14 protein-coding genes are annotated in these 16024 nt (G+C 30.0%); 2 read left to right on the top strand and 12 right to left on the bottom strand.

Going from position 1 to position 16024, the window contains the following annotated elements; translation table 11 throughout:
- Positions 1-39: 39 nt before the first annotated feature.
- Positions 40-711, top strand: coding sequence for a Crp/Fnr family transcriptional regulator (locus CLTEP_RS07370; RefSeq protein ID WP_066824861.1), 672 nt, complete (start codon positions 40-42; stop codon positions 709-711).
- Positions 712-766: 55 nt separating this feature from the next.
- On the opposite strand, the gene lepB (CLTEP_RS07365) is transcribed toward CLTEP_RS07370, so the two are convergent.
- The 9 genes from lepB (CLTEP_RS07365) to CLTEP_RS07325 all read right to left on the bottom strand — a co-directional run bounded on the left by lepB (CLTEP_RS07365) (position 767) and on the right by CLTEP_RS07325 (position 13281).
- Positions 767-1315: a signal peptidase I gene (gene lepB / locus CLTEP_RS07365; protein WP_066824846.1), complete on the bottom strand. Its 549-nt coding sequence runs from the start codon at positions 1313-1315 to the stop codon at positions 767-769.
- 31 nt (positions 1316-1346) lie between these two features.
- Positions 1347-1928, bottom strand: coding sequence for a signal peptidase I (lepB, locus tag CLTEP_RS07360; protein WP_084364750.1), 582 nt, complete (start codon positions 1926-1928; stop codon positions 1347-1349).
- Between the two features lie 1093 nt (positions 1929-3021).
- A complete protein-coding gene (locus tag CLTEP_RS07355) occupies positions 3022-4038 on the bottom strand; it encodes a calcium/sodium antiporter (RefSeq protein WP_066824843.1) in 1017 nt (338 codons plus the stop codon).
- A 226-nt stretch (positions 4039-4264) separates the two neighbouring features.
- Positions 4265-5569 carry an APC family permease gene (locus CLTEP_RS07350; RefSeq protein WP_066824839.1) on the bottom strand — a complete coding sequence of 435 codons (1305 nt, stop codon included), beginning with the start codon at positions 5567-5569 and terminating at the stop codon, positions 4265-4267.
- A 25-nt stretch (positions 5570-5594) separates the two neighbouring features.
- Entirely contained in the window at positions 5595-6329 is a 735-nt protein-coding gene (locus CLTEP_RS07345) for a gamma-glutamyl-gamma-aminobutyrate hydrolase family protein (RefSeq protein WP_066824835.1), read from the bottom strand.
- Between the two features lie 336 nt (positions 6330-6665).
- Positions 6666-8729, bottom strand: a complete 2064-nt coding sequence (locus CLTEP_RS07340; RefSeq protein WP_066824832.1) for a sigma-54 interaction domain-containing protein — start codon at positions 8727-8729, stop codon at positions 6666-6668.
- Between the two features lie 106 nt (positions 8730-8835).
- On the bottom strand, positions 8836-10095 hold the full coding sequence (locus CLTEP_RS07335) for a YeeE/YedE family protein (protein WP_066824829.1): 1260 nt from the start codon (positions 10093-10095) through the stop codon (positions 8836-8838).
- Between the two features lie 84 nt (positions 10096-10179).
- Positions 10180-11877, bottom strand: a complete 1698-nt coding sequence (locus CLTEP_RS07330; RefSeq protein WP_066824827.1) for an FAD-dependent oxidoreductase — start codon at positions 11875-11877, stop codon at positions 10180-10182.
- Positions 11878-11892: 15 nt separating this feature from the next.
- Positions 11893-13281, bottom strand: a complete 1389-nt coding sequence (locus CLTEP_RS07325) for an alanine:cation symporter family protein (protein ID WP_242863886.1) — start codon at positions 13279-13281, stop codon at positions 11893-11895.
- 158 nt (positions 13282-13439) lie between these two features.
- On the opposite strand from CLTEP_RS07325, the gene CLTEP_RS07320 reads away from it, so the two are divergent.
- Positions 13440-14330, top strand: coding sequence for a LysR family transcriptional regulator (locus CLTEP_RS07320; RefSeq protein ID WP_066824820.1), 891 nt, complete (start codon positions 13440-13442; stop codon positions 14328-14330).
- A gap of 93 nt (positions 14331-14423) precedes the next feature.
- Here the strand turns inward: CLTEP_RS07320 and CLTEP_RS07315 are convergent, their stop codons facing one another.
- The 3 genes from CLTEP_RS07315 to CLTEP_RS07305 are packed head-to-tail and all read right to left on the bottom strand — an operon-like array spanning position 14424 to position 15918.
- Positions 14424-14951 (bottom strand): YeeE/YedE thiosulfate transporter family protein, encoded by a 528-nt coding sequence (locus CLTEP_RS07315; protein WP_066824818.1) that lies wholly within the window; start codon positions 14949-14951, stop codon positions 14424-14426.
- A 42-nt stretch (positions 14952-14993) separates the two neighbouring features.
- Positions 14994-15218 (bottom strand): sulfurtransferase TusA family protein, encoded by a 225-nt coding sequence (locus CLTEP_RS07310; RefSeq protein ID WP_066824815.1) that lies wholly within the window; start codon positions 15216-15218, stop codon positions 14994-14996.
- 13 nt (positions 15219-15231) lie between these two features.
- Entirely contained in the window at positions 15232-15918 is a 687-nt protein-coding gene (locus tag CLTEP_RS07305; protein ID WP_066824812.1) for a YeeE/YedE thiosulfate transporter family protein, read from the bottom strand.
- Between the last annotated feature and the right edge of the window lie 106 nt (positions 15919-16024).

Raw genomic sequence — 16024 nt, 5'->3', positions numbered from 1 at the left:
TCAAATTCTATCACAAAAAAGTGCAGTACTGATTTTTGTATGAAACAGATTCCTTTGCTATCTTCTTTGGATCATGATCAACTGATTGAAATTTCCAAGGGTACTGTTAAAACAAAATATAAAAAAGGTGAAATAATCTTTTCACAAGGTGATAAAGCACGTAAACTTTATATAGTTTGTAGTGGAAAAGTAAAGATATTTAGATATACACCCGATGGAAAAGAAGGTATACTATACATATTATCTCCAAATGATTTTAATTTCATTGGAGCTTTCAATCTATTAAAAGAGGATAGATTTGATTTTTATGCTAAAGCAATTGAAGATAGCGTAATTTGCACACTAGATAAAAAAGATTTTGATGCTATTATAATTAAAAATCCAGAAATCACATTAAAAATACTAGAAAAAGCATATGACAGAATAAATAAGGTTGAAAGCTTAGTGGATAGACTAACTACAAATAACATAGATGCAAAAATCGCAGGCCTACTATTAAGTTTAATAAAAGATTTTGGCATTGAAACCGATGATGGTATACTTTTAAATATGACTATGAGTAGAGAAGAGATGGGAAATTATACAGGTGTTGCAAGAGAAACAGTTAGCAGAAAATTAAAAGAAATGCATGACAAAGATATTATCGCTCTAATAGGTAATAAGAAGATACTGATAAAAAATATCGAAAAATTAAGAAGTTTTATAAATTAATTCCATCCTGTTAAAACAAGATGGAATACTTTATTTTTATTTTTGTTATGTTATTTTATTTTAGTTTTCCAAACCTGCTAAATGGGAAAAATACAAATCTAGCTTTACCGATAATATCTTTTCCATCAATATATGGATTCTTCCAATAACGTGAATCCCAAGAATTTGCTCTATTATCTCCTAAAAAGAAATAATGTCCTTCAGGAACTTTATATTCCCCTAAATGAATCCCAAAGTATATTTCATTTTCCTTTATTTGATTCTTTACATAAGGCTCATTTAACTTTTTACCATTAATATATACAGAACCATCTCTTTTAATATCAACCACATCTCCAGGTAATCCTATAAGCCTTTTAGCCATTCTCTCTTTCTTTTCTCTTGAATAGAAAACAATTATATCTCCTCTTTTAAGCTTACTCACATTATGTACAACCGTCGTAACTATCCTATCGCCAGGCTTTATCGTAGGATACATAGAACTTGTAGGCACTTTAATATTAAAGAAGAGTAATTTTGTTATAATAATATATACTATAACTGCGACAACTATGGGAATTCCCCAATCATATAATATCTTCAAAAAAGTATTATTCGTTTTCATTAAAACACCCTCAATCACATAATTTTAATATCTATTTAAGCACACCAATCCTTTTAAATGGAAATATAATAATCCGTGCTTTACCCATTATATCTTTCTTATCTATAAATGGTTGTTTCCAGCATCTGCCATCATAAGAATTTGCCCTATTATCACCAAAAAACAGATAATGCTCTTTAGGAACAACAAAAACACCTGTTGGGCCACCATCATTAGCAACATATTCTTCATCTATTTTTTTATCATTTACATAAACCGAACCATCCATTTTTCTTTGAACAATGTCTCCAGGTAATCCAATCAACCTTTTTATCAAATCCTTATGTAATTCATCTGAATGAAATACAACAATGTCTCCTCTCTTTAGATTAGACACATTGTGAACTCTAGTAACAAAAATTCTATCCCCTGGCATTATGGTAGGTATCATTGAACCCGTAGGCACAACAATATTAAAAAAAATGAACTTATTTATAACTAAAGCTATAAATATTGCTAAAACAATTGGTATAGCCCAATCTTTTACCAAATAAGCAATGCCTTTTTTATTTTTATACTCTTTTTTACACTCCCCTTCATTTATGTTATCCAAGCCTTCAATATTTTTACTCATATTCTCACTTCTTTCACATATTAAATCTCCAGTCTCTAGTCTCCAACACAAATTTGCAACTTGAAAACCTACATCTGTTTGAGGTACTAGGTGCTAGGTTTTAATCTCTAGCTAAGTCACAATTTGTTTTGCTAACTGGTGATTAGCGACTTTGTTTTAGTCTCTAGTTTCCAATCTCTAATCCCCAGTACAGATTTGCCATCTGTATACCAGTATCTGTTTTAGGTACCAAAAATGAAGCAAATTTGCCAGGCTACTAGAGGGCTAGTGCAAATTTGTGACTGACTGTTATATACTTACAACCAGCAAATACTTTATATTCATTTAAGAAATTGTAAAACAATTTACACCTTTACTAACCAAACTAGCCAACTTACAATTTATCATTCAAGAAATCGTGTAACGATTTCAACATTAACTGGTAACTAGCCACCTGGGAAACTAGCACTCTTATATTAGTTTTCATCAAAAAAACAATCTGCTTTGGCGACTGGTGAGTGGTGATTAGCGACTTTGTTTTAGTCTCCAATCTCTAGTCCCCAGTACAGATTTGCCATCTGTATACCAGTATCTGTTTTAGGTACCAGAAATGAAGCAAGTTTGCCAGGCTGCTAGAGGGCTAGTGCAAATTTGTGACTTGACTGTTATATACTTACAACCAGCAAATACTTTATATTCATTTAAGAAATTGTAAAACAATTTACACCTTTACTAGCCAAACTAGCCAACTTACAATTTATCATTCAAGAAATCGTGTAACGATTTCATCATTAACTAGCCACTAGCAAACTAGTCAACTGGCAATCCTTATTAAGGAAATCGTGTAACGATTTCAACATTAACTGGTAACTAGCCACCTGGGAAACTAGCACTCTTATATTAGTTTTCATCAAAGCAACAATCTGCTTTGGCGACTAGTGATTGGCGATTAGCAACTTTGTTTTAGTCTTCAGTGCAAATTTATAATTTGGTTACTGCATAATTGTAATCAACTGCTATTCTCTATTCACTATTCTCTGTTTATTGTTTTTCATACAAACATTATACCACGTTAAAATTTTAATTAAAATAATATTAAAAAAACTGATACATACTAAAAAGTAATTAACGCTAAAAATGCTATATATGCAATATAAATTCCTAAAAGCAATACACCATTTGCTTTTTTTATCTTACCAAAAACCGCTCCCGGAACAACAATTAAAATCATAAGTACTAAAGTAACAGGTATATCTATATACAATGTCTGTGGTATATTTTTAAACACATTTCCAAAAATATTTATATCTCTTGTTTTAATTATCAATCCATTGGGTGAAATTATTGAACAATTACCGAGAATCATTGTGATATTCAATATATTAGCACCTATTATATTACCAATAGAAATACCATGTTCTTTCTTAATTATAGCATTTATTGCTGTAACCAATTCAGGTAAAGACGTTCCTAAAGCTATCAATGTCAAACTTATAATTTGCTCAGGAACATTTAATAATCTCGCTAAAATCTGACCATTATTAACCAACAACTTGGCACCAACAATGATAAAAATTGAACCAACAACAAATTTTGAGATATTGATTATTGTAACCTTGATATCTAATTTTTCTTTAGCTTGGACAGTTGTAGCCACTTCTCGAAACGTATTCCTACTAACCTTTGCCTCATAAATATTTAATACTATATAAAATACTAATAATAACAACAAAACTCCGCCTTCATAAGCACTTAAAACGTTATCCCTACTAAAGAAAAATAATAATAATGTCGAACCTAGCATTAATAATCCTTTTGACCTAAACGATTTTTTATCAATATTTCCTGACATGAATATAACAGATATTGCAAGTATCAACCCTATATTACATATAGTAGAACCTACTGCATTTCCAATAGCCATTTCTGGTGAACCATTAATAGTTGCAATAGTTGAAACAAATACTTCTGGTAATGTTGTTGCGAGACTAACTATTGTAGCACCAATCAAAATATTAGGTACACCCGTAACCTTTGCAATCCAAACAGCTGCATCGACAAAAAAATCACCACCTTTAATTATTATTACTAATCCTAAAAGAAATAATACAGATGGTACTAAAATTTCCATAATGTATACCCCCCTTATACAATTTCATAAAAAAAACTTTCAGTTTAATAGAATATACAGATTCTACTAAACTGAAAGTCTTGCTCCTTTAAAAGTAAATAGAACCAGGCTTTTCACCGGATGTTGATTCTATTTGAGAAAATTCTCAGCTACTCCCTCTCAGTTACACCTATAATATAACATATACATATTAGTAAATCAACTTAAATACAAAACTCTAGTTTTACTATGCTTCTTTTTTATTATATACCTTTGTCATGAAGAAATAGAATGGTACGGCAACTAATAATCCACCTAATCCCCAAACAATCTTCATTGGACTTGCCATTCCAGCTTTAATTAATAACCACACACTTATTGAAACAGCAAGCAATGGTACAAATGCTCCACCTGGAATTCTAAAATTAATTTCTTTACCAACAAATTTCTTTCTAAATACTAGTACAGCTATACATGTTGGTATATACTGAATAAATCTAGAAATAACACTTATTTGAAGAAGAGTTCCAAAAGTTCCTGACCAAGCTATCAACAATGAGCCTAAAACCGTAATTATAATTGCAATATATGGTGCTCCATGTTTATTATTCTTTGCAACACACTTAGGGACTAATCCCTGATCAGCTAAAGCAACGCCTGATCTAGGAGTAAGGAATGAAGCTGCTATATTAATTCCTCCAACTGATATTACAGTACCAATAGTTATAAAATATGCTCCTGCATTACCAAGTATAGCTCCTGCAGCATCTGCGACTGGAGTATCAGCACCACTTAAATTTCCACCTAATACACCTATGCTTATAGCTAAAACAAGAAAATAAACCAAAGAAACCAAAGCCATAACTGTTACCAACGCTTTAGGAACATTCTTTTTAGGATTTTCCATATCTTTTGCTGCAACTGCTAAAGATTCAAAACCAGTAAATGCATAAAATAATGAAATTGATGCTGCAACAAATGCAGTAGATGCAGTATGTCCTTTAGGAATTATTACAAACGGTTTAAAATTTCCACCTTTAATAAAGAATATACCAACAATTATGAAAATGAACAAAGGAACTAATTTACCTATAGTTATTGAATCATTTACTATTTTTGAAATCTTTACACCTAAAATATTAATTATACCAAGACCAACTAAAACAACTGTAATAATAATATTTTTGTAAAATGTTTCTGCCATTACAGGCCATATCTTTGATAACGTAATAGCAAAGAAATTAGCCATTGCAGCCCATGCAATCATACCTATTGCCCATTTCATAAAGCCAACTTCAAATCCAATAAAGTCACCAAATGCTTCCTTAGCATACAAATACGGGCCACCATTTTCTTCAAACCAACTACTTGCTTCAGCAAAACAAAGAGCTATCGATACTGCTAAAACCATACAAAATAGCAATACCAACATACTAGCCGGTCCCATTTTAGCATATGCTTTACCAGGAAGACCAAAAATACCTGAACCTATGATTGCATTAATACCTAGTAAAACAATACTCCAAAAACCTAATTTGTTCTTATCACTCATTATTTTTCCTCCTTATTTTTGTTCATTATTTTTTTGCTTCTTCAATTAACCTTTTAAATATTTCAAGCATTATTGGATAATCTCTAGTCATCATTTCAGGATGCCATTGTATTCCTATTGCAAATAAATCTCCTTCTCTTTCTATAGCCTCAACCACACCATCTTCTGCTCTAGCTGCAACTACAAAACCTGGTGCAACATCTTTTATACCCAAGTGATGGAAACTATTTGTTAATACTTTTTCTCCTAGAATATCATATAATTTTGTGCCTTTAACAATATTAACTGTATGAGTCGGAACATTTGATAAATGCTGCTGATTATGCTTTATATAACAACCGTCGATAAAAGATAGGTCTTGATATAGACTTCCTCCATTTCCTACATTTAATATATGTTCTCCTCTACATATACCCAAAATTGGCTTATGCATTTCTTGAGCTACTTTTAACAATTTAATATCATAAGTATCTCTCTTTGGAAGTATTCCTCCCAACTTTTGAGATGGCTCTTCTCCCCAAAGCAATGGATTAACATCATGTCCTCCTGATAATATCAGTGCATCAATGTTTTTAATTTGTTCTTTAATAACTTCATCATCATACACCATAGGAATGATATAAGGAATACCACCTGCCATAACAACAGACTGCACATAATCATTATTTACATAAGCTCTTTCATATCCTGGAAACATCCCTCCTTCATCAATTATTAAGCTTCCCGAAATCCCAATTATTGGTTTATTGTCATTTCCCATGTGTTGCTCCTCCTTTTAGTTGATAAAATTTTATAACGACTTACTGATATATTTGATAAAAATATCACATTATTATTTTTAAGCAATTTTAATGCCAAAAATCAAAATTGTTAATTATTTTAATCTATTTTTTAGAATTTATTGATGTTTTTATAATTTTCTTAATATTTATAAAAATAAGAAGCATCTATATTTTAAATAGATACTCCCTATTTTTATTCTTTATAATTATTTTAATTCACTATTATTTAATTGTATCAATATATACATAAATACATATCATAATAGGTTTAATAGGTTAATATTATAACCTATTTCTTTGCCTATTAACTTCCCTTATATGAACTTTTCACTACTACTTATTAATTTTAGCTTATCGAATCTTGTTAAAAATTCTATTCCCTTTCTAGTTATTTTGCTTCCCCTTCTTCCAACACTACATGTTATAAAATCCAATTCATTCAGTAGCGATAATACTCCTCTAACCTCTCCCTCTGTCAGTGTAATACCTACATCTTGAAGTATTTTTACAATGTTATTCCTACCTATACTTTTATTCTTCATATTATTTTCATATATTATACGCATAATTTTTAAGGATTCATCTAAACAATTCTTATCTTCAAGTACTCGCATTTCACAAATGTACCTGCTTTTAACATTCATCAAATTAAACGGTAAATCACTTGGTTTTACGATATCGCTTTCACACATAGTCTCTATATAAATAGCAACATTTTTAAGCTCTCTTATATTTCCTGGCCAATCATACTTCATAAGAATACTAATAACTTCATCACTTAATTTAACTTTTCTATTTATAAAATGTTTCAGCAATATAATTATATCTTCTTTTCTTTCTCTTAAAGGGGGAATATTTATGGGAAATACATTTATTCTGTAGTATAAATCAGCTCTAAATTCCCCTTCATTTACCATACGCAATAAATCCCTATTAGTAGCAGCAATTATTCTAACGTCAATATCAATAACCCGCTCTGCACCAATTCTCATAACCTGCTTTTCCTGCAAAACCCTCAATAATTTAGTTTGAAGATGAAGTGGCATATCACCTATTTCATCTAAAAATATAGTTCCATTATTTGCTTGTTCAAACAATCCTCTTTTACCTGATTTTAAAGCCCCAGTAAATGCACCTGACTCATATCCAAATAGCTCACTCTCTAACAAATTTTCAGGCATTGCAGCACAATTAACAGCAATAAAAGGTTGCTTACTCCTCTTTGATGCATTATGAATCGATTGAGCAAATAATTCTTTACCAGTACCACTTTCCCCTGTAATTAAAACCGTAAAATCAACAGATGCTATCTTTTTAGCTAATATCTTAGTTTTATTCATGCTAATGGAATTCGTCTGTATATCTTCAAAGTTATATCTTGCAATCTGACCATTTTCCCTAAGCTTTTTGCTTAAATTCTGCTCAAGCTGCCTTATATATGTTATCTCTTGTATGTTATAATACATGCCATTCTTCTTTCCAAAATGGAATATGTTTTTCTTATTTACATTTACATATTTTTCACCAAATCTATTTTTAAATTTGTAAACACCATTCATTTCCTCATTATTATCAAAAATTTTTCTAGTATCTTCATTTAAATATTTATTTATATTTTTTCCTATTATATCTTCATTAATATTAAATATCTTTTTTAAACTCTCATTGCATACAGTTATAATACCTTTATTTGAAACAGCTAATATTCCATCATTCGACAAATTTATTATGCTATCCAATTCATCATTTTTAATGACAAGTTCCTTATATCTTTCCTTTATACCCGTATCAAGACTTATAACCTGTTCAGAATACTTAACAATTCTTCTGCTAATTTCCTTATTTCCTATCTTCAATTTATTCATTATATTTAAAAACGTAGATATATCAATGCACCTTTGACCTAAATCAATTACTCGTTCTATATATTTAGGAACTTTATCACATTCACCAGGCGTAACAGCTATTTTTATATTTTCATATGATTTATTTTCATCATACGGTATAAGATTTAAATGATTTACTCCTAACTCATATAATAATGCAGTAGTTTGAATTGTCGTTTCCATATTATCATTTACAACAAGAACATCTATTTTTTCAGGTAATGAAAATAATTTATAAATTTCGCCTTCTCTTATAGTTCTATTCACAACAACTATTCTTTTACGATCCAAAACATGTTCCTTAATTCTAATAGCCCTCTCTTTTATCATTACCAAAACTATATCATCAGTTATTATCTGATTTTTTGATAAATTCTTAAAATAATAATTATTAATCTTAACATATCCTTTAAAAACAGCATTTAAATTTTCAATTAATGCCTCTTCAACTTCAATATTTTTACCATCAGTAACCAAAGCAATACTTTTCATAAATAAAGCACTCCTCAAAATAAATAGAATAAATAAATACACATAAGTATATTTTAGCACAAAAATAGAACAGTAGTGTAGTAACTACTGCTCTATAATAAACATTCTAAATTTTAACATTAAGTTTTCGAGTTAATTTAACTCCCAATATTCCTCCAAGAGTCAGTGCAGGCATAAATACCCAACCTGATAACGACATATTAGTCAATCCTGAATACAAAGCTCCTATATTACATCCCAAAGCTATCCTAGCTCCGTATCCCATCATCAATCCACCAATTGCATAGAATAAAACATCTCTTAATTTAAAGTTTGTTTTAAATGAAAAATGTCCTGCTAATAAAGGTGCTATCAATGCTCCAATCATTATTCCCATATTTCTCATAGAACCTGGATGATTGAAAAATCCTGCTCTTACAGCATCCATTTTTCCTGCAAACCATCCCCAATTAGAAACATCTACTAAACCTAATGCTTGATAGAACCAAGCTGCCCAATGTGCATATACAGCTGTTACACCCCAGCTTGTACCTGTTGTAACCAATATAGCTACAAACATAAGCATTATCATTACTGCTCCAGTATAATAAGACCATCTCTTAACAAAAAACTTATGATATGTCTCCTTACTGAAAAATTTAAATTCTGATGGTTCTGGCAATTCCTTCTCCCAATCAGCATACTCTTCTAATTTTAAAGTGTTTTCTTTTCTTCTTTTATCTTCATATTTTTTAACTAAAATATATATTAATAAATATCCTAATAATGAAACTGCTATTGCTCCCATATACCCAAAAATATCTGGTAAATAAAGTCTTTTATGTATTCTGAAAAATATACTTTGTCTCCACCATGGCATATCATGTGCTCCCCACAATGCACCAGTTGAAAAGAAAAATAATACAATAAGAGCTCTTCCTTCACCTTCTCCTGCATCTGTAAGTGTTCCTGAAGCACATCCTCCACCTAGCATCATACCAATACCGAATAATATTCCACCTAGTACTGTAGCTAAATTAGCAGGTTCAACATAATCAGATCCCGGAATTACATCTGCACCTGATTTAACTGCCCTAAAGTACACATCTGCACCATTAATAGCTGCACCATAATGTATTGCAGCAGTAACTATCAATGAAATAGAAAATAAAAACATTAGTGCTTTTGCTAAACTGCTATCACCAGTTGAATACGTTTTTCTGATAGCTCCTGCAAAACCAAATCTAGACCTTTGCATTACATATCCTATTGTAAGTCCAATAGTTAAATGTAACGCTAACCTGTAATCCTTTGCATATTGCATTGCACCAAAAACAATCATAGCTATCAATATTGCAAAACCAATATATATTTGCTTTTTCTTCATTTGGTATTCATCCTCCCAATTGTTATTTTTTTAACTTCATATTGCAAAAATTTAGTATGTTAAGGGGCAATACGCCCCTATTTCTTACTCAAAATTGTAATCTGTAACAATCATTTTTCTATTCATTGTTTTATCATTAAAATACTCATAAAATGATATTCCTAAGAATCCACCTGAAATATTATATACATTTTCAAATCCTAAGTGTTGTAATGCTAACACAGCATTATAGCTTCTTTGACCACTTCTGCAGTGCAAATAAACAGGTCTATCCTTTGGAATCTCATCTAACCTATTTCTAATTTCGCTTAAAGGTAAATTCATCGCACCTACAATGTGGCTTTGCTCATATTCATCTTTTTCTCTCACATCAATTATACAAGCACCGCTTTCTACTAATTCTCTTACAGAACTAACTCGTACCTGTCTAAAACTATCATTAAGTAAATTAGAAGCTACATATCCTGCAAAATTAACAACATCTTTTGCTGTTCCAAATGGTGGAGCATAACATAATTCTAAATCTCTTAAATCTTCTACTGTAGCACCAAATTTAATTGCTGTTGCAATAACATCTATTCTCTTATCAACATTTCCTTTACCAATAGCCTGAGCACCTAATATTCTTCCAGTTGGAACTTCATATATTAATTTAAAGTGAACCTGCTCACATCCAGGCATTAAGCCAACTTTATCCCCTGGTATTATGTAAACAATATCATAACTTATGTTCATATTAAGTGCTTTAATCAATCCTTCATTCAATCCAGTAGAAGCAGCATTGTAATTAAATACTTTAATTACAGATGAACCAATAAATCCTTTGTTTAATACATTTTTCCCATGTATATGATCTGCTACCGCTCTAGCTTGCTTTTGAGCCGGTCCAGCTAAAGGTAATTTAGTCATTGAGTTAGTCAATGCATTATATACTTCAATAGCATCACCAACAGCATATATATCTTTATCATTTGTTCTATAATTTTGATCAACTTTTATAGCACCTGTCTCTCCCAATTCCAAACCTGCTTTAACAGCTAACTCTGTTTCTGGAAGAACACCAATAGCCATAACCACTGCTTCAGCCTGAACTTTTTTACCTGATTCTAAAACAACTGTATCTTTTTCAAAAGAACTTACTTTGTCTCCAACTATTAAATTTACATCATTATCATATAATTCTTTATGTAATATCTGAACCATATCATAATCAAAAGGTTTCATTATTTGAGGCATAGCTTCAATTAAAGTTACATTATATCCTGCTTCTTTTAGGTTTTCAGCAGCCTCAACACCTATAAATCCTCCACCTATTACTGATACATTTTTAATTCCATTTGATTTAACAAAATTATTTAATTTCTCAATATCTACAACATTTCTTATAGTAAATACATTTACATTTTCAATACCTGGTATATTAGGAACTATTGGTTTTGCACCTGGAGATAATATTAATTTATCATATGATTCTTTATATACTTCTCCAGTTAACAAATCCTTCACAGCAACTTCTTTATTTTCCCTATCAATAGATAAAACTTCGTTATTTACTCTAGCTTCAATTTCGTACTGTTTTAAAAATTTCTCTGGGCACATAAGAACCAAACTATCAGCATCCTCTACCACTCCGCTTAAATGATATGGTAAACAACAATTCGAAAACGATACATGAGGTCCTCTCTCAAACATTATTATTTTGTCTTCTTCACTAAGTCTTCTTAATCTAGCAGCTGTAGATGCTCCACCTGCTACTCCTCCAACTATTAAATACTTTTTCATCTATATGTACCTCCATTATCTAATTTTAAAATCATATATATTTTTAATTGCAAAAATTAGCATTGCTAAAATATTTATAAAGCTAACAATAAACATGAGTAAGTTTACTACTTCAAAAATAGTATCAAAATTAGAAATGCTTAATATTCCTGATAGTGTTATTAAGCTTATGTAAAACAAAATTCTCCTATTTTCACTTAAACTCATTGTTCTATTTAAAAAGTGAAATGACCCTAATACTGTTGTAAAACCAGATAATATAAAGAAAATAATTATAACCATTCCACCCCAATACCCTGTTACAGAAATAGCACTCCTTAGATAAGCTAAAATCCTTTCAAACCCATTTGCACTTAAATTTATACCACTCACATTATATCTACCGTATGTAAATACATATGATGTTATTACAACAGCTATAAATATAGTAATAACAGTTGATATTACTTGAATAATAGCTTCTCTCCTTGGTGAATTCTTTGCATCTGCACTCGAAAGTGCACTCGTTCCAAGAGCTGTTTCACTTGTTTGTATAATTCTTTGCAAACCTACTATAAATCCTATCGGTATTCCAATAGAAGCAGACCTAAATCTTATAAAATCATTCCAAACAAGCACTAAATATTTTGGAATAAAATCTGCTGTTGAAACCAAAAATGCAATAAAAAATATTACATACGCTAAAACCATAAAAGATATCAAAAAACCTAAAACATTTATAAAAAGTTTATAGCTTTTTAATATTACTATTAAAGACACTACTATAATGAGTGGTAATATCACACAAAACATCATAGAACTATATGTAAATTCATAATTGAATTTCTGTTTAAAAACTATCTTTATTATGCTTTGAATTCCTGTCAATTGAAATCCGACAAAACCAAATGAGTATAATATAGTCAATCCAACACTATATACAACACTTGCTTTATCAGTTACGTTATATGCTATGAAATCTTTTGGTGTCTTTTTTGTTATCATCGAAAATAAGACTTCCGAATAAGTTACTGGAACTAGTAAAAGCATTCCAATAATAACCCATAATACTATACCCTCTCCACCTATTCCGTTATATGATGCTTTCCTCATAGCAGCCAAAACTCCAATAATAGCACCTGTTCCTATTTTGGATGATAATGATACAAAAAGTGAGTTCTTAATCTTGGAAAATTCCCACATTGTTTTATCCTTAACACTTATGGTATCAATAAATTTTACAGTTCTATAAGTTATGTACAAAGCTACTATTATAAAAACAGGTAAAAACACATTCCACAAGCACATATTAATCAATTCAATTATTTTGTCTATTAATTTAAATATAAACTCAACTCCTGTCATAACATTTTGAATATGAAGTTTGTTTGTTAAATATTTATCTATATGATAATTATAATACATTAATATCTCTTTTCATAATAAGCAAATGTTATATACTATAACACTTTTTTATTATAACCTTTAACGTAAATTTCAAAAGTGAAAATATATTTATTTTTATACCGTATAGTAGTACAATAGGAGTAAGATTATTTTCTATATATTGAGGATGTGACTATATGAATCTTGAATATTTACACTCATTTTATATAACCGTAAAATGCAATAGCATATCAAAAGCTGCAAAAGATCTTCATCTTACACAGCCTGGATTAAGTATGCAGTTAAGAAATTTAGAAAAAGAATTAGGTGTGAACCTTCTAAAGAGAAGCAACAAGGGTGTGGAACTTACCGAAGAAGGCAAAGTAGTATTTGACTATGCAAAAACTATGCTTTCTATTCATGGAAACATACAAAGAGATCTTAAAAATCTTCAACAAAATAGACCAAAACTCATGATAGGTTCCTGCAAAAGCGTAGGTGAATATGCATTACCATGCAGTATTTATACATTTAAACATTTATATGAAGAAGTAGATATTCACATAGATGTAAATAACTCTACCGATGTTATTAAAAAACTTCAAAACCATACCATAAATATTGGTATTATACAATATAAACCTCAAAATGATGATATTGTAACACAGACGATAATATCAGACGAACTTATTTTAATAGGAAATTGTTGTGATTCTCCAAAACAAATTTCAATAGATGAGCTTAGAAATATACCTTTGATTTTACGCGAAAAAAATTCTGGAACACGATACTTAATAGAAAAAGCACTTGAAGAAAAAAATATTAAACTTGAAAATTTAAACGTAATATATGATTTAAATTCTCCTGAAGCTATAAAATCATCTATACTTGCTGGAAAGGGATTTTCATTCTTGCCAAAGCTAACAATTGCACAAGAACTTAAAGAACAAAGAATTACACCTGTTAAAGTTGAAAACTTAACCATAAATTTTAATTACTACATTGCTTCTAGAAAAAATTACACATTTACAGAATACGAGCAAAAATTTGTCGATTTTATTATATCAAGTAAAAGAGGGTTCTGCTAAAAAATCTACATTACTTTGATTAGCAGAACCTAAGTCTTTGTACTACGCAAAATATAAATTGCATATTTGATTTGTTATTTATTTTCATATGAGTTATATGAAAAAACGAGTTAAAATTTTAATACCTACCCATACTCCTAAAATAGCAAAAATTCCAAAAATCCAACCATGCAATGAAAATGATGGAATACCACTAAAAAAAGCTCCAATATTGCACCCTCCAGCTAACCTAGTACCATATCCCATCATTATTCCACCAACAAGTGCTAATATAAATTGCTTCTTACTCTTTATTTTTTTCCATTTGAATTGAGATGCTAATAATGTCGCTATCAAAGCTCCAATAATAACAGCTAAATTCAAAATAGTATACTTATTTAAAACCAAGCTCTCATGTTTGAATATAGGTTCATAATACGATTGTAAATATCCAAAATATTCCCAATTCAAAGGTTTAAAACCAAATAGATTTAAAATACTAACTCCCCATAATAAAAAACCACTAGTAATCTGCCAAGTTATACCTACTGATGCTAATAAAACAATACTCATTAATCCGAGTAAAATTCCTCCTACCCAATAAGGCCAGGGCTTTTTTAACCATTTTGTAACAGATTTCATGATACCACTCCCATTTGCACTAGGCATTTGAAATAAAATGCTCTATATCTTTTGTATATATACTTCCCATTCTCCATCTTCAACTTCAACTACTTCTACAGGATAGTTGTGCTTTTCTGCCCATTCCTTAACATCAATGCCTACACAACTATGATCTGAATTCAAAATCAATATATCACCTGATTTCATATTTTTTAATTCCTTCATAGCCTTTAGTAAAGGTATAGGACATACCTCTGATAAACAATCCAATTTTTTTACTGTCATAAAACTTCCTCCATCACATATCTTTTGAATGTCTATTTTCATACCACAATGCTGCCATGTATAAAACTATCAGCACTATTATTTGTCCAAAAAGGACTATTTTAAAATCAAAATATTTGAAAAAATAAATTGTCTTTGCATTTACTATGATATGATTATACCAAAAAGGATAATTCTTTGCTCCAAGCAATGTACCAATTATAAAACCTAATAGAACAACCCAATGCAAAGAATGTCCTTCGCCTATTCGCATCAATGTACTACACGCACATCCCCCTGCAAAAATCATACCTATTCCAAATATAAATGCCCCTAAAGCCACATGTATTCCAACAGAACTTATTTCACCTGGAACTACATTATAATCAGCAAAATTCCCATGGCAATATTTATATTGAATTATTGCAAATCCTATACTGCTAATAATCAAAGCTAAAATAATCGCTCTAATTATTCTGGTATTACCAACAAGGAATGGCTCTCTGAATGCAGAAGCAAAACAAAATCTAGAATATCGTATAACTATTCCTATAATAATTCCTATAATCCAACACAAAGCATAAACATGATTATTTTTCCAAATCACCATGCATAAAAACAATGCAATTATTAATAACGTACCTCCATAAAAAATCTGGTTTTTCTTGCTATTAACTTTTTTCTTACGTTGATTTATCAAATCGCTTATTTCATTTGACAATATACTACCCGCCTTTCAAAAGTTTATTTTTAATATAAAAGAGTTGTACATAAGTAATTTTTAATTACTTATGCTACAACCCCTTTTGGTTTTATATATTAATTTC

Source organism: Clostridium tepidiprofundi DSM 19306 (assembly GCF_001594005.1).
GTDB classification, from domain to species: Bacteria; Bacillota; Clostridia; order Clostridiales; family Clostridiaceae; genus Clostridium_AC; species Clostridium_AC tepidiprofundi.
Note: the sequence above shows the minus strand (reverse complement) of the source record. Positions and strands in the feature narration are given on the sequence as shown.